The sequence below is a fragment of the Streptomyces zhihengii genome, from assembly GCF_016919245.1.
Classification (GTDB): domain Bacteria; phylum Actinomycetota; class Actinomycetes; order Streptomycetales; family Streptomycetaceae; genus Streptomyces; species Streptomyces zhihengii.
This window is the reverse complement of sequence record NZ_JAFEJA010000001.1, coordinates 1,666,853-1,691,666: the sequence shown is the minus strand read 5'-3', so window position 1 is coordinate 1,691,666 and position 24,814 is coordinate 1,666,853. Positions and strand designations below refer to the sequence as shown.

Annotated in this window: 4 protein-coding genes and 2 pseudogenes; all 6 read left to right on the top strand. The window is 75.1% G+C overall.

Features of this window, described 5'->3' with window-relative positions; translation table 11 throughout:
• Positions 1 to 181: 181 nt before the first annotated feature.
• The 6 genes and pseudogenes from JE024_RS07010 to JE024_RS06985 all read left to right on the top strand — a co-directional run bounded on the left by JE024_RS07010 (position 182) and on the right by JE024_RS06985 (position 24,797).
• A complete protein-coding gene (locus tag JE024_RS07010; protein WP_244882650.1) occupies positions 182 to 2,113 on the top strand; it encodes an AfsR/SARP family transcriptional regulator in 1,932 nt (643 codons plus the stop codon).
• A gap of 219 nt (positions 2,114 to 2,332) precedes the next feature.
• Positions 2,333 to 3,754: pseudogene (locus tag JE024_RS07005) on the top strand (beta-ketoacyl [acyl carrier protein] synthase domain-containing protein); the annotation flags it as partial.
• 413 nt (positions 3,755 to 4,167) lie between these two features.
• On the top strand, positions 4,168 to 11,517 hold the full coding sequence (locus JE024_RS41905) for a type I polyketide synthase (RefSeq protein WP_205372764.1): 7,350 nt from the start codon (positions 4,168 to 4,170) through the stop codon (positions 11,515 to 11,517).
• A gap of 38 nt (positions 11,518 to 11,555) precedes the next feature.
• A pseudogene (locus tag JE024_RS06995) lies at positions 11,556 to 17,090 on the top strand (type I polyketide synthase); the annotation flags it as partial.
• Between the two features lie 74 nt (positions 17,091 to 17,164).
• The gene (locus JE024_RS06990) at positions 17,165 to 21,382 is read left to right on the top strand and encodes a non-ribosomal peptide synthetase (RefSeq protein ID WP_205372762.1); all 4,218 of its coding nucleotides are present in this window, start codon (positions 17,165 to 17,167) and stop codon (positions 21,380 to 21,382) included.
• Positions 21,383 to 21,413: 31 nt separating this feature from the next.
• A complete protein-coding gene (locus JE024_RS06985; RefSeq protein WP_205372761.1) occupies positions 21,414 to 24,797 on the top strand; it encodes a non-ribosomal peptide synthetase in 3,384 nt (1,127 codons plus the stop codon).
• The last annotated feature ends 17 nt before the right edge of the window (positions 24,798 to 24,814 follow it).

The window sequence follows — 24,814 nt, the reverse complement described above, 5'->3', positions numbered from 1 at the left end:
CTTTGCTGGAAGTTGCGCTGTGGTCAGCGCGCAATCAGCGCTTGGAGCGCAGATTGTGGACGAAGTGATACGGGGCGCGGGTGTGATGTCTGGGTAACAGTGGGGCGCGATTCTTCACCGGACGGACGCGGCGCAGCGGCGCCGGTCCGGATGTCATCGGCGTTGTCGGACAAGGGGGATCATGCGGCTGGAACTGCTGGGTTCGGTGAGGGCGTGGTGCGACGGCACGGAGGTACTGCTCGGCCCGCCCAAGCAACGCGCCGTGATCGGCGTACTGGTGAGCCGGATCAACGAGATCGTGGGCGTCGAGGAGATCGTGGACGCCGTGTGGGGCAGCGCCGTTCCGCAGACCGCGGCGAACGGCGTCCACACCTATGTCGCCGGACTGCGCAGAGTGCTCGACCCCGGCCGCGGACGACGCGAGTCGGGCGGTGTGCTCGTCTCGTCGGGCGGCGGATACGCCCTGTGCCTGGACCCCGGCCACGTCGACACGGCGCTCTTCGAACGCCACCACGCCCAGGCCCGCCGGCTGCACGGCCAGGGCCGGCTGCCCGAGGCGCTGCGCGAGTTCGACACCGCGCTCGGCCTCTGGCGCGGCGACGCCTACGCCAACGTCCCCGGCCCGTTCGCGGAGATGGAGCGGACCCGCCTGGGCGAGCTGCGGATGACCGCCGTCGAGGAATGGGCCGCGGACATGCTCGCCGTCGGCCGGCACGCCGAGGTCGTGCCCGTCCTCTCCAACCTCGTCGCCAAGGAACCGCTGCGGGAACGGCTGCGCTGGTTCCTGATGCTGACGCTCTACCGCTGCGGCCGCCGCGCCCACGCGCTGGGCGTCTACCGGGAGACCCGGCGGCTGCTCAGCGAGGAACTGGGCCTGGAGCCGGGCATCGAGCTCCAGACCCTGCACAGCCACATCCTGGAGGGCCATCCGGATCTCCTCGGCCGGGTCACGGACGTCGCCGCGCTGCGCGAGAGCTGTCGACCCCACGGCAGGACCCCGGCACAGCAGCCCCTCACGGAGAGCCTCGTCCGGCCCGCGCAGCTGCCCTACAGCGCACGGGGGTTCGTCGGACGCTCGACGGAACTCGCCGAACTCGACCTCCTCACCGCGCAGAGCGGCGGACGGCCCGAGATGCGCCCCACCCTGGTGGTGCTCGAAGGGGCCCCCGGGGTCGGCAAGTCCACCCTCGCCCTGCACGCGGCCCGCCGGCTGGCCGGCCGTTTCCCGGACGGACAGCTCTACGTCGACCTGGAGGGCAGCGCTCGGCGCCACCGCGCGCTGAGCGGACTCGACGCCCTCGCCCAGGTCCTGCGCAGCCTCGGCGTGCCCAACTCCCGCCTCCCCGACGACCTCGCCGGACGCACCGCGCTCTACCGCAGCCTGATGCACGGCAAGCGGATGCTCGTGGTGCTCGACGACGCCGTCAACGCGGAGCAGGTGCGCCCCCTGGTGCCCAGCGGCCCCTCGTGCGTCCTGGTCACCAGCCGCCGCGCCCAGCGCGGGCTCGTGGTGCGCGACGGCGCGTACCGCATCGGGCTCAAGCCGCTCGACCTCGGCGAATCGGTTCGCCTGCTCACCTATCTCATCGGTGAGGGGCGGATGGAGGGCCAGCGGGAGGCGGCGGCCAGACTCGCCGAGATGTGCGGCCGACTGCCGCTCGCCCTGCGGATAGCTGCCGAGGGTCTTGCCGACCATCCTCGGCTGTCGTTCGCGGACATGGTGCAGCAGCACGCCGCGGAGGAGGGCCGCCTCGACCGGCTGGCGGTGGAGGACGACGTCGCCGCCAGCCTCAGGGCGGCCTACGACGTCGTCTACGACGCGCTGCCGGCGGACGCCGCCCGGCTGTTCCGTCTGCTCGGCCTCCACCAGGGCGAGCTGATCACCGCGGCGGCGGGCGCCGCCCTCACCGAGACGGATCCCTCGACGGCCGCGCAGCTCCTCCAGGTCCTCGCCGACCACCACATGATCGAGGAGGCGGGCGGCGGCGTGTTCCGCTTCCACACGCTGCTGCGGATCTACGCGGCCGAGTGCGCCGAACGGGAACCGAGTCGTCATCGCACCGTGGCACTCGCCCGATTACTCGCCGAAGAGGAATTCGCTTCCGCGATCTGACAGTGATCCGGCACAAAGGATCAGCGCGCGGAGCGCGCGGCGGACGTCGGTGATCCGAATAAGGAGAGCCGGCGTCTCGCGTCTTTGTCGCGTCCTTATCGCGGAATTTACGCAACCCCTTGCGTGTGAGCTGAGCAGAGCAATATCGGAGGTGCGTGCCCACACGGCCTCTGGGAAAGTTTCCAGCACAGTTCGGTGCACGTGGATCGGGGGTTCCTCATGCGTGGTGCGGCAGGACGGACGGATGCGGTACAACCCGCCGAATCTCCCGCGCCGGGCGGAGCGGACGGGCGTGTCCACGAAGCCGTCGCCGTTGTCGGATGGGCGTGCAGGCTGCCTGGAGCGGATGATCCGGCGGCATTCTGGAAGCTGCTGAGCGACGGTCTGAGCGCCGTTTCGGCCATGTCGGACGAACGGAATGTACCCCTCGGCCGTGAGTCCGGGGAAACCTCCGCGCAACAAGCGGGGAAGCCGGTCGGCGGATTCCTGAAGAATGTCGACGGATTCGACGCGGAATTCTTCGGAATTTCTCCGCGGGAGGCCGCCGAGACCGATCCCCAGCAGCGGCTGCTGCTCGAACTCGCCTGGGAGTGCGCCGAGGACGCCCGGGTCGCCCCGGGCTCGCTCCGGGACAGCGCGACCGGCGTCTTCGTGGGCGCGATGGCGGACGACTTCGCCGGGCTCACCGCCCGCCGCGGCGCCGGGGCGACGACCCGGCACACCCTCGCCGGCACCCGGCGCACCCTGCTGGCGAACCGGGTCTCCCGCACCCTCGGCCTGCGCGGCCCGAGCCTGTGCGTGGACACCGGGCAGTCCTCCTCCCTGGTCGCCGTGCACCTGGCCTGCGAGAGCCTGCGCAGCGGCGAGTCGGGGACGGCGCTGGCCGCCGGGGTCCACCTCGTGCTCGACCCGGACGGCACCCGCGCCGTCGAGAGGTTCGGCGCGCTCTCCGCCGACGGCCGCTGCCGCACCTTCGACGCCCGCGCGGACGGCTACGTCCGCGGCGAGGGCGGTGTCGTCCTCATGCTGAAGCTGCTCTCCCGGGCGACGGCGGACGGCGACCGTATCCACTGCGTCATCCGCGGCAGCGCCGTCAACAACGACGGCCAGGACAGCGACGGCACCGCCGTCCCCAGCCCCCGCGGCCAGGAGGCCGTCATCCGCGCCGCCTGCGCCGCCGCCGGGACGGCACCGGACGACGTCCGGTACGTGGAACTGCACGGCACCGGCACCCGCGTCGGCGACCCGGTCGAGGCCGCCGCGCTCGGCGCCGCCTACGGCGTCTCCCGGGACCCGCGCGATCCCCTGCTGGTCGGCTCCGCCAAGACGAACGTGGGCCACCTGGAGGGCGCCGCGGGGATCACCGGCCTGCTGAAGGCCGGACTCGCCGTCGCCCACGGCCACGTCCCCGCCAGCCTGGGCTTCGAGACCCCCCACCCCCGCATCCCCCTCGACGACCTGCGCCTGCGCGTGGTCACCGGCCTGCTCCCCTGGCCGCGTGACCGGCGCCCGCGCTGCGCCGGCGTCAGCGCCTTCGGCATGGGCGGCACCAACGCCCACCTCCTCCTCGCCGAGGCACCCCCCGGGGCGGGCCCCGGTGAGGACGGGGGGCGCCCCGCGACGGAGGCGCCCGGAGGTGACGGCAGGGGTTCGCTCCCGGGCGGCGCGCCCCGGGCCGCGGGCGGCCGGGACGGCGGCACGGACACGTCCCGCGCCGGGGCGCCCCGGGCCACGGGCCCGAGCGGTGCCGGAACGGCCGCGCCCGCGGGCGCGGCCCGCGCGGCGGGGGCGGTGGCGGCGGCGAAGGTGCCGGCGCGGTCCGGACCGGAGGGGCTGCCGGGGGCGGTGGTCTCGACGCGGACGGGTCCGGGGCGGAGGCCGGCGGAGGTGTGACCCGTGGGGCGGGGGCCGGTGAGGGCGGCGAAGGTGCCGGCGCGGTCCGGACCGGAGGGGCTGCCGGGGGAGGCGGTCCCGACGCGGACGGGTCCGGGGCGGAGGCCGGCGGAGGTGTGACCAGTGCGGCGGGGCCCCGTGGCGGCGGGAGTGTGCCGTGGGTGGTGTCCGGGCGGGACGCGGAGGACATCGGGCGGCAGGCCGCGCGGCTGCGGGAGTTTCTCGCGGCGGCGCCCGGCGCGTCGGCCGAGGACGTCGGGTACTCCCTCGCCACCACCCGCACCCCGCTGCGGCACCGCGCCGTCGTGTTCGCCGACGGGGCCGACGCACGGCTCGCCGCGCTGGACGCCCTCGCGGCGGGCGGCCGGCCCGCCGGTACGGTCACCGGTGTCGCCCAGGGACCGGACGGCGGGGCGGCGCCGCTCGTGTTCCTGCTGCCCGGGCAGGGTGCGCAGCGCCTCGGCGCCGGCCGCGAACTGTACGCCGCGCACCCCGTCTTCGCCGCGGCGCTCGACGAGATCTGCGCCTGTCTCGACCCCCTGCTGGACCGGCCGCTCCGCGATGTGATGTGGGCCCGCCCCGGCAGCCCGGAGGCCGCTCTCCTCGACCGCACCGCCTTCACCCAGCCCGCGCTGTTCGCCCTCTCGGTCGCCCTCCTGCGGCTCTTCGCCCACCAGGGCCTCGCCCCGGACCAGCTCATCGGGCACTCCGTCGGCGAGATCGCGGCCGCCCACGCGGCGGGCGTGCTCTCCCTCGCCGACGCCTGCACGCTGGTCGCCGCCCGCGGCGAGCTGATGCAGCGGCTCCCGGCGAAGGGCGCGATGGCCGCCGTGGAGGCCGCCGAGGACGAGGTCGCCCCCCTGCTGGACGGCACGGCGGTCTCGGTCGCCGCCGTCAACGGCCCCCGCGCCACGGTCGTCTCCGGCGACGAGGACGCCGTCGAGGCCGTCGCCGCGCACTGGCGGGCCGAGGGGCGCCGCACCCGCCGGCTCTCCGTCAGCCACGCCTTCCACTCGGCGCACATGGACCCGATGCTCGACGCCTTCGCCGCCGTGGCCGAGCGCCTCGACTACCGGCCCCCCGTGACACCGGTGGTCTCCGGCCTCACCGGCCGCCCGGCCGAGGGCATCGACACCCCAGGACACTGGGTCCGCCAGGTCCGCGAGCCGGTGCGCTTCCACGACGGCCTGCGCACCCTGCGCGACCTCGGCTGCGCCACCTACCTCGAACTCGGGCCCGACGCGGTGCTCGCGTCCCTGGCACGCGAGGCCCTGACCGGCCTGCCGGACGCGGCCTTCACCGCCGCGCTGCGGCGCGGCAGACCGGAGACGGCGACCGCGGCCGCCGCGCTCGCCACCGCCCACGCCCAGGGCCGCGCACTGGACTGGGCCGCCGTGATCCCCGGCGGCCGCCGCACCGACCTGCCCACCCGCGTCTTCCTCCGGCGGAGGCACTGGCCCTTCCCGCCCTCGCCGGAGACGGAATCCGGACGGCGTGACGCCGTACCGGGTACGGCGGAACGGGCACCGCAGCCCTCCCTTGCGGTGCCCGCCCCCGTCGGCGGCGCGGCGCCCGGCACGACGGAACCGCTGCCCGTCGTGCCGGGTGACCGCGAGCCCCGTGGAGCGGGGGCGGAGCCCGCCCCCGACCGCCGCCGGCTGACCGCGCTGGTGCGGGACGCCGTCGCCGAGGTGCTCGGTCTCGCGCCCGGCGAACCGGTGCCGCTGACCCGCGCCTTCAAGGAACTCGGCTTCGACTCCCTCGGCGCGGTCGAGTTCCGCGACCGGGTCGGCTCGGCGCTCGGGTTCACGCCGCCGCCCACCCTCACCTACGACCACCCCACCCCCGCGGCCGTCGTCGACCGGCTGCTCGCACTCCTCGCCGCCCCGGCCGCACCCGCCCCGGTCCCCGCCCTGCCGCCCGCGTTCCGCAGCGACGCTCCCGATCCCGCTCATGAGCCGGTGGCGGTGGTGGGTATGGGGTGTCGTTTTCCGGGGGGTGTGGTGTCTCCGGAGGGGTTGTGGGGGTTGGTGTCGGGTGGGGTGGATGCGGTGTCGGTGTTTCCGGGGGATCGGGGGTGGGATGTGGAGGGGTTGTTTCATCCTGATCCTGATCATGTGGGGACGTCGTATGCGCGTCATGGTGGGTTTGTGCGGGGGGTTGCGGATTTTGATGCGGGGTTTTTCGGTATTTCGCCGCGTGAGGCGTTGGCGATGGATCCTCAGCAGCGTTTGTTGTTGGAGACGTCGTGGGAGGCGGTGGAGCGGGCGCGTATTGATCCTTTGTCGTTGAGGGGTTCGCGGACGGGGGTTTTCGTCGGGGTTGTTCATAATGGTTACGGGCCTTTGTTGCATGAGGCTTCGGAGGGTGTTCAGGGGTTTTTGCTGACGGGGAACACGTCGGGTGTGGCGTCGGGTCGGCTTGCGTATGTGCTGGGTCTGGAGGGTCCGGCGTTGACGATCGATACGGCGTGTTCGTCGTCGTTGGTGGCGTTGCATCAGGCGTGTGTGTCGTTGCGTCGGGGTGAGTGTGATCTGGCGTTGGCGGGGGGTGCGTCGGTGATGCCGCATCCGGGGATGTTCGTGGAGTTCTCTCGGCAGCGTGGGTTGGCTGTCGATGGGCGGTGCAAGGCGTTCGGTGCGGGGGCGGACGGGACGGTGTGGGGTGAGGGTGCGGCGTCGTTGGTGTTGGAGCGGTTGAGTGATGCGGTGCGGTTGGGTCATCCGGTGTTGGCGGTGGTGTCGGGTTCTGCGGTGAATCAGGACGGTGCGAGCAATGGGTTGACGGCGCCGTCGGGTGGGGCTCAGGAGCGGGTGATTGCGGGGGCGTTGGCGGATGCGGGGGTGTGTGCGTCCGAGGTGGATGTGGTGGAGGCGCATGGGACGGGGACGGCGTTGGGGGATCCGATCGAGGCGGGTGCGTTGCTTGCCGTGTTCGGGCCGGGTCGTGAGCGTGGGCGTGCGTTGTTGGTGGGGTCGTTGAAGTCGAACATCGGTCATGCGCAGGCGGCTGCGGGGTTGGGCGGTGTGATCAAGATGGTGATGGCGATGCGGGCGGGTGTGGTGCCTGCGTCGTTGTATGCGGGGGAGGTGTCGCCGCATGTGGATTGGTCGTCGGGTGCGGTGGAGGTGGTGTCGCGGGCGGTTCGGTGGCCGGAGTCGGGTGGTCGTCGGCGTGCGGGTGTGTCGGCGTTCGGGATCAGTGGGACGAACGCGCATGTGATCGTGGAGGAGCCGCCGGAGACGGCGTCGGGGACGGCGTCGGGGACGGCGTCGGAGGCGTCGCCGGAAGTGGTGCCGGTGGTGGGTCCGGTGGTGTGGTGTGTGTCGGGTGCGTCGGTGGAGGGGTTGCGGGCGCAGGTGGCGCGGTTGCGGGTGTTCCTGGAGGAGCGTCCGGAGGTGGGTGCCGCGGCGGTGGGGCGTTCGCTGGTGTCGACGCGGGCGTTGCTGGAGCATCGTGCGGTGGTGGTGGGGGAGGACCGGGCGGAGCTGCTGGCCGGGCTCGACGCCCTCGCCCGCGACGAGAACACCGCCCAGGTCGTGACCGGTACCGCCGACCCCGGCGCCGGCACCGTCTTCGTCTTCCCCGGACAGGGCTCCCAGTGGGCCGGGATGGCACGCGAACTCCTGGACACCGCACCGGTGTTCGCCCGGAGCATCGAGGACTGTGCGCAGGCGCTCGCACCGCACACCGACTGGTCGCTGACCGGTGTCCTGCGCGGTGCGCCGGACGCCCCCGGCCTCGACCGGGTCGACGTCGTCCAGCCCGCGCTGTTCGCGGTGATGGTCTCGCTGGCCGCGCTGTGGCGCTCGGTGGGCGTCGAGCCCGACGCCGTCGTCGGGCACTCGCAGGGCGAGATCGCCGCCGCCCATGTGGCGGGCGCGCTCGGTCTCGACGACGCGGCACGGGTGGTCGCCCTGCGGTCCCGGGCCATCGCCGCGCGGGCGGGTGACGGCGGCATGGCGGCCGTCGCGCTCGGCGCCGCCGAGCTCCGGCCGCTGATCGACGGCCTGCGTGGACACGTGTATGTGGCGACCGTCAACGGCCCCGCGTCCACCACCGTCGCCGCCGACGCGGAGGCGCTGGACGAACTGCTGGCGGCCTGCGCCGCGGCCGGTGTGGACGCCCGGCGGGTCGCCGTCGACTACGCCTCCCACTCCCCGCACGTGGAGGCGCTCCGGGACGAACTCGCCAAGGTGCTGGACGGCATCACGCCCGTCCCCTCGGCCGTCCCCTTCTACTCGACCGTGACCGGCGGGCTCCTCGACACGACCGCGCTCGACGCCGCGTACTGGTACCGCAACCTCCGGGAGACCGTGCTGTTCGAGCCGGCCACCCGGGCGCTGCTGGCCGACGGCCACCGCACCTTCGTCGAGGTCAGCCCCCACCCGGTGCTGACCGCCGCCGTCCAGGACACGGCGGCCGACGCCGCCGGCGCCGGGCGGCAGCCGCTGGTGACCGGCACCCTGCGGCGCGACGAGGGCGGCCGGCGGCGGTTCCTGCTGTCCGCCGCCCGAGTCCACACCCACGGCACCGCCGTCGACTGGAACACCGCCGTGCCGGGACCGGGCACCGCGCCGGTGGAGCTGCCCACCTACGCCTTCCGGCGCGACCGGTACTGGCTGGAGAGCGCCTCCGGCTCCGCCGGTGTGAGCGCCGCCGGACTGTCGGCGGCCGGACATCCCCTGCTGGGCGCCTCGGTGACGCTCGCCGACAGCGGGGACCTCGTGCTCACCGGTGTGCTGGAGCCCGCCGACCTCCAGGGGCCGGACGGCACCGGAGAGGACGCCGCCCTCGCGGACGCGGTGCTCACCGGGCTGGTCCTGCACGCCGGAGAGAGCGCCGGCTGCCCCTCGGCCGGCGAACTGGCCCTGCGCACCCCCCTCGTCGCGGGCGCCCGCCGCCGGGTGCAGGTCACCGTCCGCGCCGCCGGCCCCGACGGGCACCGCCGGGTCGCCGTGCACACCCGGCCGGACGCCGACGAGGACGCCGGATGGACGCGCCACGCCGAGGCCGTCGTCGGCCCCGGTGAGCCGGCGGGACCCGGGACCGACGACGACACCGCGTTCGCGGACGGCGCCTGGCCGCCCCCCGGCGCGACGGCCTACGCCCCCGCCCCCGGCGGCGACGCGGCCGAGGCGTGGCAGGACGCCCTCGCCCGGGGCGTCCGTGCCGCCTGGACCCTGGGCCGCGACCTGTACGCGGAGGTCGGGACCGGCGGCGAACCGGGCCGGGAGGACGACGGGTTCGGCATCGACCCCGCCCTGCTGGACGCCGCCGGCCGGGCCCTGGCCGCCCTGACCGCCGACGCCGGGCCCGCCCCGCGCAGGATCTCCGCCTGGGACGGCCTCCGGCTGCACGCCACCGGGGCCGCCTTCCTCCGCGTACGGCTGACGGCCCTGGGACCGGACCGCTGCCGGCTGCACGCGGCCGATTCGGCCGGACGCACGGTCCTCACCGCCCGCGCCCTCACCCTGACCGCCGCCCCCGAGCAGCCCGCCGCCCGGCAGGGCGGCAGCCGGCTCCACCGGCTCGACTGGCCGGAGGCGCCCGCCCCCGCCACCGCCCCCCGGCCGGGCGCCTGGGCGCTGCTCGGCGACGGGGCCGGCGCCCTGCGCCCGGCGATCGAGGACACCGGCGCTGTGGTCCGCGGCTACGACGGCCCGGCCGCCCTCCTCGCCGCCCGCGCGGCGGGTGAACCGGCGCCCGCCGTGGTGCTGTACGCCCCCGCGCACAGCACCGGTGACGCCGCTCCCGCCGCCCAGGCGCTGGAGGCGACCGAGGAGGTCCTCGGTGTGCTGCGGTCATGGCTGGCGGACGACGGCGACACCACCCCGGGCGGCGACACCGCCCCGCTCGCCGTCCTCACCCGGGGCGCCGTCGCGGCCCGCCCCGGCGAGGACGTCCCCGGCCTCGCCGGCGCCGCCGTGTGGGGCATGGTCCGCAGCGCCCAGGCCGAACACCCCGGACGGCTCGCGCTGATCGACACCGACGGCTCGGACGCCTCGCTGCGCGCCCTGCCCGCCGCACTCGCCGCCGGGGAACCGCAGACCGCCCTGCGCGGGGGGCGGGCGTACACACCCCGGCTGGTCCGGGGACTCCCGCGGGCCGAGCGGCCCGCCCCCGCGCCGGACCCCGGGGGCACGGTCCTGGTCACCGGCGGCACCGGCACCCTGGGGCGGCTCGTCGCCCGGCATCTGGTGACCCGGCACCAGGTCCGCCGGCTGGTGCTGACCAGCCGCACCGGACCGGACGCCGACGGAGTGGGCCCCTTCCTCGCCGAACTCGCCGCCGAGGGCGCCGAGGCCACCGCCGTCGCCTGCGACGCGGCCGACCCGGACGCGCTGCGCGCCGTCCTCGGCACGATCCCGGCCGACCGTCCGCTCACCGCCGTCGTCCACGCGGCGGGCGTGCTCGACGACGCCACCGTCGACGCCCTCACCCCCGGCCGCCTCGCCCGGGTGCTGCGCCCGAAGGCCGACGCCGCCTGGAACCTGCACCTGCTGACGCGCGGCCTCGACCTCTCCGCCTTCGTCCTGTTCTCCTCGGTCACCGGGATCATCGGCACCCCGGGACAGGCCAACTACGCGGCCGCCAACGCCTTCCTGGACGGACTCGCCGCCCACCGCCACGCCACCGGACTGCCCGCCACCTCGCTCGCCTGGGGGTACTGGGAGGTCGCCACCGGCATGACCGGCCACCTCTCCGGGGCGGACGTCTCCCGCATGGCCCGCACCGGTCTCGAACCGCTGCCCACCGACGAGGCGCTCGACCTGCTCGACGAAGCCCTCGCCGCCGGCCCGGCGCTCGCCGTGCCCGCCAGGATCCCCACCCGCGCGCTGCGCGGCCTCGCCGCCGACGGCCCGCTCCCCGCCGTCCTGCGCGGTCTCGCGCCCCCGCCGGGGCCGCGGCGGGCCGCGGCCGCCGCCGCGCCGTCCGGACCGGAGGGATGGGCCGGGCGGCTGGCCCCGCTGCCGGCGCCCGAACAGCAGGCCCTCCTCCTCGACCTGGTCCGCACCCACGCCTCCGTCGTCATCGGAGGCCCCCGGCGGACCCTCGACGCCGACCGCGCCTTCAAGGACCTCGGCTTCGACTCCCTCACCGCCGTCGAACTGCGCAACCGGCTCGCCGCGGCGACCGGCCTGCGGCTGCCCGCGACGGTCGTCTTCAACCACCCGACGGCCGCCGCCCTCGCGGACCGGCTGCGCACCCTGCTCGTCCCGGCGGCCCCGCCCGCCGACGACGCCTCGCCCCTGGCGCGGCTGACGTCCCTGGAGACGGCGGTCGACGCGCTCGACCCCGCCGACAGGGACACACGCGACACGATCGCGGCACGGCTGACGGCCCTGCTGCGTCTCGTCGAACGCCCCGGTGATCCCGCCGCGGAGGATTCCGGCGACCTCACCGACGCCATTCTGTCGGCGACTCCGGACGAAATCCTCGCCCTCATCGACAGCCGAATGGGCCGGCCCGCCAAGGCCGGTTCCGACAACCAGGGGGACCGCTCATGACGAACGAAGCGAAGCTCACCGAATACCTCAAGCGCGTCACCCTGGACCTGCACAAGGCCGAGCGCCGACTGCGCGACATCGAGGAACGCGCTCATGAGCCGGTGGCGGTGGTGGGTATGGGGTGTCGTTTTCCGGGGGGTGTGGTGTCTCCGGAGGGGTTGTGGGGGTTGGTGTCGGGTGGGGTGGATGCGGTGTCGGTGTTTCCGGGGGATCGGGGGTGGGATGTGGAGGGGTTGTTTCATCCTGATCCTGATCATGTGGGGACGTCGTATGCGCGTCATGGTGGGTTTGTGCGGGGGGTTGCGGATTTTGATGCGGGGTTTTTCGGTATTTCGCCGCGTGAGGCGTTGGCGATGGATCCTCAGCAGCGTTTGTTGTTGGAGACGTCGTGGGAGGCGGTGGAGCGGGCGCGTATTGATCCTTTGTCGTTGAGGGGTTCGCGGACGGGGGTTTTCGTCGGGGTTGTTCATAATGGTTACGGGCCTTTGTTGCATGAGGCTTCGGAGGGTGTTCAGGGGTTTTTGCTGACGGGGAACACGTCGGGTGTGGCGTCGGGTCGGCTTGCGTATGTGCTGGGTCTGGAGGGTCCGGCGTTGACGATCGATACGGCGTGTTCGTCGTCGTTGGTGGCGTTGCATCAGGCGTGTGTGTCGTTGCGTCGGGGTGAGTGTGATCTGGCGTTGGCGGGGGGTGCGTCGGTGATGCCGCATCCGGGGATGTTCGTGGAGTTCTCTCGGCAGCGTGGGTTGGCTGTCGATGGGCGGTGCAAGGCGTTCGGTGCGGGGGCGGACGGGACGGTGTGGGGTGAGGGTGCGGCGTCGTTGGTGTTGGAGCGGTTGAGTGATGCGGTGCGGTTGGGTCATCCGGTGTTGGCGGTGGTGTCGGGTTCTGCGGTGAATCAGGACGGTGCGAGCAATGGGTTGACGGCGCCGTCGGGTGGGGCTCAGGAGCGGGTGATTGCGGGGGCGTTGGCGGATGCGGGGGTGTGTGCGTCCGAGGTGGATGTGGTGGAGGCGCATGGGACGGGGACGGCGTTGGGGGATCCGATCGAGGCGGGTGCGTTGCTCGCTGTGTTCGGGCCGGGTCGTGAGCGTGGGCGTGCGTTGTTGGTGGGGTCGTTGAAGTCGAACATCGGTCATGCGCAGGCGGCTGCGGGGTTGGGCGGTGTGATCAAGATGGTGATGGCGATGCGGGCGGGTGTGGTGCCTGCGTCGTTGTATGCGGGGGAGGTGTCGCCGCATGTGGATTGGTCGTCGGGTGCGGTGGAGGTGGTGTCGCGGGCGGTTCGGTGGCCGGAGTCGGGTGGTCGTCGGCGTGCGGGTGTGTCGGCGTTCGGGATCAGTGGGACGAACGCGCATGTGATCGTGGAGGAGCCGCCGGGGACGGCATCGGAGACCACACCGGAGGCGTCGCCGGTGGTGGGTCCGGTGGTGTGGTGTGTGTCGGGTGCGTCGGTGGAGGGGTTGCGGGCGCAGGCGGCGCGGTTGCGGGTGTTCCTGGAGGAGCGTCCGGACGTGGAGCCTGCGGCGGTGGGGCGTTCGCTGGTGTCGACGCGGGCGTTGCTGGAGCATCGTGCGGTGGTGGTGGGGGAGGACCGGGCGGAGCTGCTGGCCGGGCTCGACGCCCTCGCCCGCGACGAGAACACCGCCCAGGTGTCCACCGCGACCCCCGGAAGCGGCAGGACCGCGTTCCTCTTCCCCGGACAGGGCTCCCAGCGCCCCGGCACCGGCGCCGAGCTGTACCGCACCTACCCCGTCTTCGCCGAGGCGCTGGACGCGGTCTGCGCACAGTTCGACCGCCACCTCGACCGCCCGCTGCGCGAGGTGGTGTTCGCGGAGCAGGGCTCGCCCGAGGCGGCGCTGCTCGACCGCACCGCGTACGCCCAGCCGGCCATCTTCGCCCTCCAGACCGCACTCCACGCCCTGGTGCGCTCCATGGGACCGGCCCCCGACCTGCTGCTCGGCCACTCGGTGGGCGGCATCGCCGCCGCCCACGCCGCCGGAGTGCTGGACCTGGCCGACGCCTGCACCCTGGTCGCCGCCCGCGCCCGGCTGATGGAGGCCGCCCCCGACGACGGCGCCATGGTCGCCGTCGAGGCCGAGGAGTCCGAGATGCGCGTCTGCCTCGGCGAGTTCGGGGACAGCGTCTCGGTCGCCGGGGTCAACGCGCCGCGCTCCGTCGTCATCTCCGGCGAGGACGCCACCGTCGAGAAGATCGCCTCCTACTGGGCGGCGCGCGGCCGGCGCACGACCCGTCTGCGCGTCAGCCACGCCTTCCACTCCGCGATGATGAACGGCGTCCTGGACGAGTTCCGCGCGGTGGCCCGCACCCTGACCTACCACCCGCCGGCCGTGCCCGTCGTCTCCGACCTCACCGGCCTGCCCGCCACCGGGGACGACCTCCGCACCCCCGACTACTGGGTCCGGCACCTGCGGGAGACGGTGCGCTTCATGGACGGGGCACGCACGCTGCTCGCGGAGGGCGTCCACACCTTCCTGGAACTCGGCTCCGGCGCCACCCTCACCGCGTTCGTCGAGGAGTGCGCCGCGGCCGGCGCCACCACGCCCCCGCCCGTGCTCGCCCACGCGCTCCACCACGACCGGCCCGAGGCCCGCACCCTGGCGACGGCCCTCGCCCGCATCCATGTCGCCAACGTCGCCGTGGCACGCCCCCGCATCGGACACGACGAGCGGACGCCCGAGGTGGACCTGCCGACCTACGCGTTCCAGGGCCGGCGGCACTGGCTCGACCACGGCACGGCCCGCCGGCCGCGCGCCGGAGCCCAGGGCGCCCATCCGCTGCTGGGCACGCGGATCGAGCTGGCGTCCGGCCGGGAGAGCTGGTTCGCCGGGGAACTCTCCACGACCGGGCCCTGGTTCACCGAGGGCCATGTCGTCGCGGACCGGACGGTGCTGCCCGGGAGCGCGATGCTCGAATGGGCGCTGGCCGCCGTCCGCCCGGCCGGTCCAACGGCCCCCGGCGGCTGGACGCTGCGCGACGTGAGCTTCGACGCCTTCCTGCCGCTCCCCGCCGACGGCGGCCCGGTCCCGGTGCAGGCGGTGGCCGAGGGCACGTCCGCCACCCGCCGGGTCCGGTGCCTGAGCCGGCGCCCGGACGGCCCGGCCGAGTGGACCGAGCACGCCACGGTGGGCGCGGCGGGGCCCTCGGACCGGCCCGCGCCCGCCCCGGCCCGGGAGGCGGAGCCCACCGGGGCGATGCCGGAGCTGCCCACCGGCCGGCTGTACGACGCCTACCGCGCCGTCAGCCTGGACTACGGACCGGCCTACCGCGCGCTGCGCCGGGTGTGGAGCGACGGCGACCGTGCGGTGGCCCGCGTCGAGGTGCCGGAGGCCGCCCGGGACAAGGACGTCTATCTGCTGCACCCGGTGGTGCTGGACGCCTGCTTCCAGACGCTGATCGCCTTCGCCGACGACGGTGCCCTCCGGGTGCCGGTCGGGCTCGAACGCCTCGACGTGTACGCCCCGTTGCCCCCGGAGGTCACCTGCCGGGCCCGCCGGCGCGACGCGGAGGGCGGCGAGGACGTGCTGCTCGACCTGGACGTGCTGTCCGCGGGCGGCGAGGTGCTGGCCGTCGTCGAGGGGCTGCGCTTCCGTGTGGTGCCGGACGGTTCCACGCCGCCCGCGGCCCGGACGTACGCCGTCACCTGGCAGCCGTCCGCCGCGGTGCCCGCCGCGACCGCCGTCCGGGAGGGCGACTGGCTGGTCAGCGGCGCCGACGCCGCGGCCGTCACCGCCTGGTGCGCGGGGCTCGCGGCACGCGGCGTCACCGCGACGGCCGTGCCCACCGCGCCCGGCGCCGGCGACACCGGAGGCCCGGCGGCCACGGCACGCCGCGCCTTCGAGGACATCCACCGGAGCGGGGCCGCCGTCGCCGGCCTGATCCTGCTCACGGACGGCGTCCCGGGCACGGCGTCGGGCACCCCGGCCGGGGACGCGCGCACGGCCCCGGGGGCGGCGGAGCCCGCGGGCGCGACCGCCCCCGCACCTTCCGGCACCGCCGCCGGCGACGGCGTCGTGGCCACCGCGTACCGGCTGGCGGAGGACGGCACGGCCGTGCTCGGCGCGTTCCTGCGGAGCTTCGCCGCCCGGCGTCCCGACGTCGTCGTCTGCACCTCGGGAGCGACGACCCCGGACGGCGGGCACCTCGCCCCGGGCCGGTCGGTGCTCACCGGGCTCACCCGCGCGGTCGTCGCCGAACACCCCGAACTCACCTGTGTGCAGGTCGACGTCGGCTCCGGCGACTCCGGCGACCCCGCGCCCGCACCCGACGAGGTGCTCGGCCGGGTCGCGGCGCTGGGCGGGTCCGGCCATCTCGCCGTACGCGCCGGCCGCTGGTACGAGGCCCGGCTCGCGGAGACCGCCGCCCCGGCGGCCGCGCCCGGCCCGCTCCCGGTGCGCGCCGGAGCGACGTACCTGATCACCGGCGGTCTGGGCGGCATCGGCCTCGCCGTGGCCGGCCGGCTCGCCGACCGGGGCGCGGACACCCTGCTGCTCGTCGGCCGGACCCTGCCCGCCGCGACGCCGCCGGGGATCGCCGCCCTGCGGGAGCGCGGTGTGCGCGTCGAGACGGTCGCCGCCGACGTCGCGGACGAGGCCGCCCTCGACCGGCTCCTCAGCCGTGCGGAGACCGAACTGCCGCCGCTGCACGGGATCGTGCACGCCGCCGGTGTCACCGACGGGGCGGCCGTCGAGGAGGCGGACCGGGACGGTCTGCGCCGCGCGATGGACCCCAAGGTCCGGGGCGCCTGGCTGCTGCACGAGCGCACCCGCGGGCTCGACCTCGGCTTCTTCGTGCTCTGTTCGGCGCTCGGCGCGCTGACCGGACTCGCCGGCCAGCCCGGCTATCTGATGGCGAACAGCTTCCTGGACGCGCTGGCGGTCCACCGCCGGCGCGAGGGCCTGCCGGCGCTGAGCGTCGGCTGGGGCGCCTGGTCCGGAGTCGGCATGGCGGCGGACCGCGGGCTGCTCGACGGCTTCGCCGCCCTCGGGTTCCACGGGATGACGCCGGACGAGGCGCTGGACGCCCTCGACCGGGTGCCGGCGGACGGCACGGGGCACGTCGCGGTGGGCGCGGTCGACTGGGCGCGCCTCGCCGCCGCGGCGGACCGCGCCCGGCCGGACACCCTCGTCGCCGGGCTGCTGCCGGCCGTCACCGGTCCGGCTGCCGGAACCCCCGGCGGCGGCGACACCGCCCAGGAGCTGGCGCGACTGGCCGTCGAACGGCCCGACGAGGCACCCGAGGCCGTGCTCGGACGCCTGCTCGACACGGTCGCCTCCGTCCTCGGCCTCTCCGACGCCGAACGCGAGGCGATGCGCCCCGCCTTCGGCCACCGGCGCCTGAACGAGCTCGGCTTCGACTCCCTCACCACCATCCGGCTGCGCAACCGGCTGCGGGCCGACTTCCTCGCGGACGTCCCCGCCGACTTCCTCTTCGGCGGCGGCACCGCTCGCCGGATCGCCGAACTGATCTGCCGTCAGCTCGCCGCCATGAGCGTGCTGGCCGCCGACGACGAGGAGCTCGACGACGCCGGGACCGAGGTGCTCACGCTGTGACCGCCCCGCCGCTCCCGCACCGGCCGCTTCCCGGCCCCCACGACTCGTCAACCGGCGGACAAGGAGACCCCGCGGTGACCGACAACAGCACGGCCGAGGTTCCCGCCCTGCTCGACGACCTCGCCAGGGCGGGCGTCCGACTGCGGCTCGCCGCGGACGGCAGGATCGAGGTGATCGCCCCCAAGGGGGCGCTCACCCCCGCGCTCAGGGAGCGGCTGACCCGGCACAAGCCGGAACTCGTCGGCTGGCTCGGCAGCAGCCGCGAACGGCGCGAACCCGCCCGGGAGCTGCCGGTCGTCCGCGCGGACGAGGCGAACCTGTACGAGCCGTTCGCGCCCTCCGACCTCCAGACCTCCTTCATCATGGGCGGCCGGGAGGGCTTCGAGTACTGGGTGCGCCCCCACCAGTACATGGAGTACGACCTCGCCGAAGCGGACCCGGGACGGCTGGAGAAGGCCCTCAACCGGGAACTGGAGCACCAGCGCAGGAACCTCGTCGTGGTGCGGGACGACCTGCGGCTCCAGACCGTCCGCGACCCGGCGCCCGCCAGGATCGAGGTCTACGACGTCCGCGGCGAGGACACCGAGGGCCTACGGGCCCACATCGGCCGGGTCCGCGACGAGATGAAGCGCCGCGAGCCCGTCCACGACCGGTGGCCGTGGGTGGACATGCGGCTCAGCCTGCTGCCGGACGGCTCCGCCAAGCTGCACTACAACAACAACAACCTCTTCAGCGACGCCCCCGCCACCCTGCGCTTCATCGACACCGTGCTGCGCCGCTACGACGACCCCGGCTACGCGCCGCCCGAACTGGAGATCAGCTACCGGGACTGTGTGCTGGCCCTCGCCGAGCTGGAGGAGTCCCCGCTCGGCCAGGCGTCCCGGACGTACTGGACCGACCGGATCGCGGGCTGGCCCGGCGCCCCCGAGATACCGCTCGCGCAGGGCGCCGACCCGAGGCGGCGCTCCCGGCTGGAGCGCCGGGAGCTGCTCTTCCCGCCCGAGGTCTGGGCCTCCGTCAAGGAGAAGGCCGCCGCCCGCGGGCTGACCACCACCAACGTCCTGTGCGCCGTCCACGCCGAGGTGCTCGCCTACTGGAGCGGGTCGCGGCACTTCCTGCTCAACAACATGATCACCCACCGGCTGCCGCTCCACCCGCAGATGGGCGAGGTCTTCGGCAACTTCGCCTCGCTGTACCCGCTGGAGGTCGACTGGCGCCACGACGAGGCGTTCGAGGACCGGGCGCTGCGCCTCCAGAAGCAGGTGCTCGACGACGTCGAGCACGTGTACTGGAGCGGTGTGAAGGTGCTCCAGGCGCTCAACCAGCACCGGCGCACCCCCGGAAAGGCGGTGTGTCCGTTCGCCGTCGGCAGCGCCCTCTTCGTCGGCGGGGCCGAACGGCCCGTGGACAGCCTGCTGGAGACCCCGCAGACGCTGATCGACTGCGAGTTCTGGGACCTGAAGGACGGCAGCCTCTGGGTCATCTGGGACGTCATCGAGGACATGTTCCCCGCGGGGCTGATCGACGCGATGCAGGAGGCGTATCGCTCGATCGTGCTGCGGCTCGCCGCGGGCGACGAGGCATGGCGGGAGCGGGCGTTCGCCCCGCTGCCGGACGACCAGGCCGAGCGCGTCGCCGCGCTCAACGCCCCCGCGGGCGAGCCGCCCGCCGGCCTGCTGCACGACGCGCTGGCACGCCGCGCGGCCGAGGCGCCGGAGCGTCCCGCCCTCGTCGCCGGCGGCGCCGTCGTCGGATACGGCGACCTCGCGGCACGCGCCCGGGACACCGCGGGCGCGCTGCGGGCCGCCGGGGTGCGGCCCGGTGACATGGTCGCCGTGGCCGCGCCGCGCGGAGCGGAGCAGGTCGCGTCGGTCCTCGGCGCGCTGAGCGCGGACGCCGTCTATGTGCCCGTCGACCCCGACTGGCCCGCCGACCGGGTGCGTTGGGTCCTCGCGGACACCGCTGCCGCCGCCGTGCTGACCACCCCGGACCGGCGGGAGGCGCTCGCCGCGCTGACCGGCGCGCCGGTGCTGGCCGCCGGCGGGCCGCCGGACGGCGGCGGCCGGGAGACGGCCCGCCCCGGTCCGGCGCGCGACCCCGGCGACCCGGCCTACGTCATCTATACCTCCGGCTCCACGGGACGCCCCAAGGGCGCGGTGCTCGACCACCGGGGGCCGCTCAACACCGTCGTCGACATCAACACCCGGTTCGGCATCACCGCCGACGACGTGCTGTTCGGGGTGTCGTCGCTCTGGTTCGACCTGTCGGTCCACGACATCTTCGGCACCCTGCGGGCCGGCGCCCGGCTGGTGCTCGCCGACCCCGGCCCGCCCGACCCCGCCGCCTGGGCACGGGCCCTCGGCGAGCACGGCGTCACGGTGTGGAACTCGGTGCCCGCCCTGATGCAGCTCCTGGTCGAGGAGGCCGAGGGGGCAGGTCTCACCTTCCCCCGGCTGCGGACGGTGCTGCTCAGCGGCGACTGGATCCCGGTCGGACTGCCCGACCGCATCCGGGCCGTCGCCCCCGGCGCGCGGGTCGTCGCCCTCGGCGGCGCCACCGAGGCGTCCATCTGGTCGATCTGCCACCCCGTCGACCGGACCGACCCCGCCTGGACGAGCATCCCGTACGGCAGGCCGCTCGCCAACCAGAGCTGGTACGTCCTGGACGGCCTCGGCCGGCAGACGCCCGACTGGGTGCCGGGCGAGCTGTACATCGGCGGAGCCGGCGTCGCCCTCGGCTACCTGGGGGACGAGGAGCGGACCGCCGCCGCCTTCGTCCGCCGCCCCGGCACCGGTGAACGCCTGTACCGGACGGGGGACCTGGGCCGCCGGCTGCCGGACGGGGACATCGAGTTCCTCGGCAGGACGGACTTCCAGGTCAAGATCCAGGGCTTCCGCGTCGAGCCCGGCGAGATCGAGCACGCGCTGCTGGAGATCCCCGGCGTCGCCGCGGCCGCCGTGGTGGCCCGCTCGACCGACTCGGGCAAGCAGCTCGCGGCCTGTCTGACGGCGGAGCCGGGACGGCCCGCCCCGGTGCCCGCCGAGGTGCAGAAGGCGCTCGCCCGCCGCCTCGCCGGCTACATGGTGCCCACCCAGGTCACCGTCCTGGACGCGCTGCCCCTCACCTCCAACGGCAAGGTCGACCGCAAGGCACTGGAGGCGATGCGCCCGGCCGCCACCGGCGGGGACGACACCCCGGAGGGTCCGGGCACCCCCACCGAACGGGCGCTGGCGGAGATCTGGCGGGCGGTACTCGGACGCGAACACGTCGGCGTCCACGAGGACTTCTTCGACCTCGGCGGCCAGTCCTTCACCGCCCTGCGGGTGATCGGGCAGATCGCCCGCGCCCTCGGGCACCGGGTCCCGCTCGGCACCCTGCTGGAGCACCGCACCGTCGCCGAGCTGGCGGCGTGGCTGGACGGCCGGCCCGGGGAGTGGAGCCCGCTGGTGCGGCTGCGCCCGTCCGGCGGCGACGGGGTCCCGTGGTTCTTCGTCCACCCCGCGGGCGGCAACGTGCTGTGCTACCGCGGCCTCGCCGAGTCCCGCGACCGCCCCTTCCTCGCCCTCCAGGCGCCCGGCCCGGCCACCGGCCGGGAACCGCTGGACAGCGTGCCCGCCCTCGCCGCCCTGTACGCCGACGCGATCGCCGGGGAACGGCCCCACGGGCCGTACCGGATCGGCGGCTGGTCGTCCGGCGCGGTGATCGCCGCCGAGGTGGTCCGGCTGCTGGAGGAGCGCGGGGAGACGGTCGAACGGCTGGTGGTCGTCGACTCGCCGGCCCCGCTGCCCGGCGCGGTGGACACCGCCGCGGGGCCCGTGGACGAGACCCGGATGCTGCTCTGGTTCCTGGAGGACCTCGACATCGGCTTCGACGCGCGGACCCCGGGCGCCGAGGGCCTGCCGGGCCCCGCCGGGCCGCCCGCCGGGGAACGGCTCGGGACCGCGCTCGACGCGCTGCGCGCCCGGGGCCTCGCGACCCCCGGCACCGACCGGCGCGAACTGGCCGACACCTTCGCCGTGTTCCGCGCGGTGGTGGACGCCTGCAACCGGTGGACGGCCTCCCCGGTCGCCGCCGACATCACGGTGCTGCGCGCCACCGACGGCCAGGTCAGCGAGTTCGCGGGCCATCCCCGCGCGGACGACCCCGACTGGGGCTGGTCCGACCTGACGACCGGCGCCGTCGACACCCGCCGGGTGCCCGGCACCCACCACACCCTGCTCTCCGGCCCGTCGGCGGACATCGTCGCCGACGCGCTGGACGGCACCCCCACCCGGGCCGCGGGGCCCCGGTGACCACGCCAGCCGGAGACGGAGGAGATCCACGGTGATTCAGGACCTGCTCGGCGAACTGCGCCGGCACGGCATCAGGCTCCGACTCAACGACGGGGCACTGGACGTGGTGGCCCCGGCCGGCGCCCTGACCCCGCGGCTGCGCGACGAACTGCGCGCCCACCGCGACGACCTGGTGGCCATGCTCCGGATGTCCGCGGCCCCCGCCGCGGCACCCGCACTGGTGCCGCGCCCCGGGGAGCGCCACGAACCCTTCCCGCTGACCGACATCCAGCACGCCTACTGGGTGGGCCGCGGCTCCGCCGTCGAACTCGGCGGCGTCTCCACCCACATCTACTTCGAACTCGAACGCACCGGACTCGACACCGACCGCCTGGAGCACAGCCTGCGCGCGGTCGTCGCCCGGCACGACATGCTGCGGGCCGTCATCGCGCCGGACGGCCGTCAGCGGGTGCTCGCCGACGTGCCCGCCTACCGGCTGCCCGTCGCCGACCTCAGCGGGCTCGCCGGGGAGAAGCAGGAGGAGGAGATCCTGCGCACCCGGGAGGAGATGGACCACCAGGTGCTGCCGGCGGACCGCTGGCCGCTGTTCGACATCCGCGCCACCCGGCTCGACGCCGGCCGGCTGCGGCTGCACATCAGCCTGGACACCCTGATCCTCGACGGCTACAGCATGTACCTGCTCTTCCAGGACTGGCGGCGCTTCTACGAGGACCCGTCCTGGTCCCCCGAGCCCCTGGACCTGAGCTACCGCGACCATGTGCTGGCGGAGACGGCGGCCCAGGACTCGGAGCGCTACCGGGCCGCCGAGGCGTACTGGCTGGACCGCCTCGACAGCCTGCCCGCCGCCCCCGCGCTGCCGCTGGCCGTGCAGCCCGCCACGATCGGCCGCCCGGAGTTCTCGCACCGGGGCGGCCGGCTGGAGCCGGAACTCTGGACGGCGCTCAAGGAACGCGCCCGGCAGGCGGGCGCGACCCCGTCCGCCGTGCTGATGACCGCCTACGCCGATGTGCTGCGCACCTGGTCCAGCGAGCCGGACCTCACCCTGGACCTGACCCTCTTCAACCGCCCCCAGTCCCACCCGCGGATGGGCGAACTGATCGGCGACTTCACCTCCGTGTCCCTGCTCGCGGTCACCGCGCGGGCCGGCGAGTCCTTCGGCGACCGGGTGCGCAGGCTCCAGCAGCAGCTCATGCGCGACCTGGAGCACCCGGAGTTCAGCGGGGTGCGGGTGCTGCGCGAGCGGACCCGGCGCGGCGGCGGCGGCCCCGGCGCGTCGATGCCGGTGGTCTTCACCAGCGCCCTGGTGCTCGGCAGCGGGGGAGCGGACCCGTCGGACGGCATCCGCTTCTTCGGCGACGAGGTGTACGGCATCACCCAGACCCCCCAGGTGTGGCTCGACCACCAGGTCACCGAGGAACGCGGCGCGCTGCTCTACAACTGGGACGCCGTCGAGGCGCTCTTCCCGGCCGGTCTGCTGGACGACATGTTCGCCGCCTACCGCGCGCTGCTGGACCGGCTGGCCGCCGACCCGGATTCCTGGACCGGGACCGGCACGGGCGGCCTGCTGCCCGGCCGGCAGCGCGCCGAGCGGGACGCCGCCAACGACACCGCCGAGCCGATCCCCGCCCGCACCCTGGGCGACCTCGTCGTCTCGCGCGCCCTGGCCTGCCCCGACGCGGTCGCGGTCGTCGACGAGCACGGCTCCCACAGCTACGCCGACATCCTGGCCGGCGCCTCGCGGCTGGCCCGCCGGCTCGTCGACCTCGGCGCCCGCCGCGACACCCTGACCGCCGTCGTCATGGGACGCGGCGCGGGCCAGGTCACCGCCGTGCTCGCGGTCGCCCTCTCCGGCGGCGCCTACCTGCCGATCAGCCCCGACTGGCCGGCCGCCCGGCGCCACCGGCTCATGGAGCGCGGCGAGGCACGCGTCGTCGTCACCGACCGCGCCGGCCGGGACGGGCTCGACTGGCCCGAGGGCGTCGTCGTCGTCACCGCCGACGACCCCGAGGTGCTGGCCGCCGACCCGACCCCGCCCGACACCGGGGTCGCGCCCGGCGACCTGGCGTACGTCATCTTCACCTCCGGCTCCACCGGCGAGCCGAAGGGCGTGATGATCGACCACGGCGCCGCCGCCAACACCGTGCAGGACATCAACCGGCGCTTCGCCGTCGGCCCCGCCGACCGGGTCCTCGCCCTGTCCGCGCTGAGCTTCGACCTCTCCGTGTACGACGTCTTCGGCGCCCTCGCCGCCGGCGCCGCCGTGGTCTTCCCGTCCCCGGGCCAGGCCCACGACCCGCTGCACTGGGACGACCTGGTGCACCGCCACGGCGTGAGCGTCTGGAACTCCGTGCCGGCCCTGATGCAGGCGATGACCGAGGCCCGTGCCGCGGCGCCCGGCACCGCCCCGGCCGACTCCCCGCTGCGCCTGGTGCTGCTGAGCGGCGACTGGATACCGGTCACCCTCCCGGACGCGGTCCGCGAACAGCACCCCGGGGCGCGGGTCGTCAGCCTCGGCGGCGCCACCGAGGCGTCGATCTGGTCCGTGCACCACCGCATCGGCGAGGTGCCCCCGGAGTGGACCCGCATCCCCTACGGCAAGCCGCTGGCCAACCAGACCCTCCACGTCCTCGACGCGCACATGGAGCCCTGCCCGGTGTGGACGACGGGGGAGATCTGGATCGGCGGCACCGGCGTGGCCCGCGGCTACTGGGCCGCGCCCGACCTCACCGCCGAGCGCTTCGTCGTCCACCCGGTGACCGGCGAACGGCTCTACCGGACGGGCGACCTGGGGCGCTACCTGCCCGGCGGGGACATCGACTTCCTCGGCCGCGCCGACTTCCAGGTCAAGCTCAACGGCTACCGCATCGAACTGGGCGAGATCGAGGCCGTGCTGCGCGCGGCGCCGGACGTCGCGGAGGCGCTCGCCGGGGTGGAGCGCAACCCCGCCACCGGGCGGCGCCAGCTCGTCGCCCACCTGGTGCGCGCCGCGGGGGCGCCCGGCGGGCCGGACGCCGTCGCCGCCGTCCGCGCCGCCGCCGAGAAGCTGCTGCCGGACTACATGGTCCCGCAGCACCTCCTCTTCGTCGACGAGGTGCCGCTCAGTGCCAACGGCAAGGTGGACCGCGCCGCCCTGCCGGTGCCCTGGGCCTCGCTGGCGCCGGAGGAGCGGACGGCGCCCCGCGACGAGCTGGAGTCACGGCTGATGCGGATGTGGACCGAGGTGCTCGAACAGGAGGGCTTCGGCGTCGACGACAACTTCTTCGAACTCGGGGGCGACTCCCTGCACGCCGTCCTCATCCTCACCAGGATCCGCGAGGAGATCGGGCTGTCCGACGGCACCGAGGACGACCTGGGACTGCTCTTCGAGTGCCCCACCATCGCCGAACTCGCCGCCCGGCTCGCCGCCGGGCGCTGACACCGTGCCGGACCGCG

What these genes read in the sequence shown, in the direction of transcription:
- JE024_RS07010 (WP_244882650.1), top strand. Translation starts at nt 182, where the DNA reads ATGCGGCTGGAACTGCTGGGTTCGGTGAGGGCGTGGTGCGACGGCACG.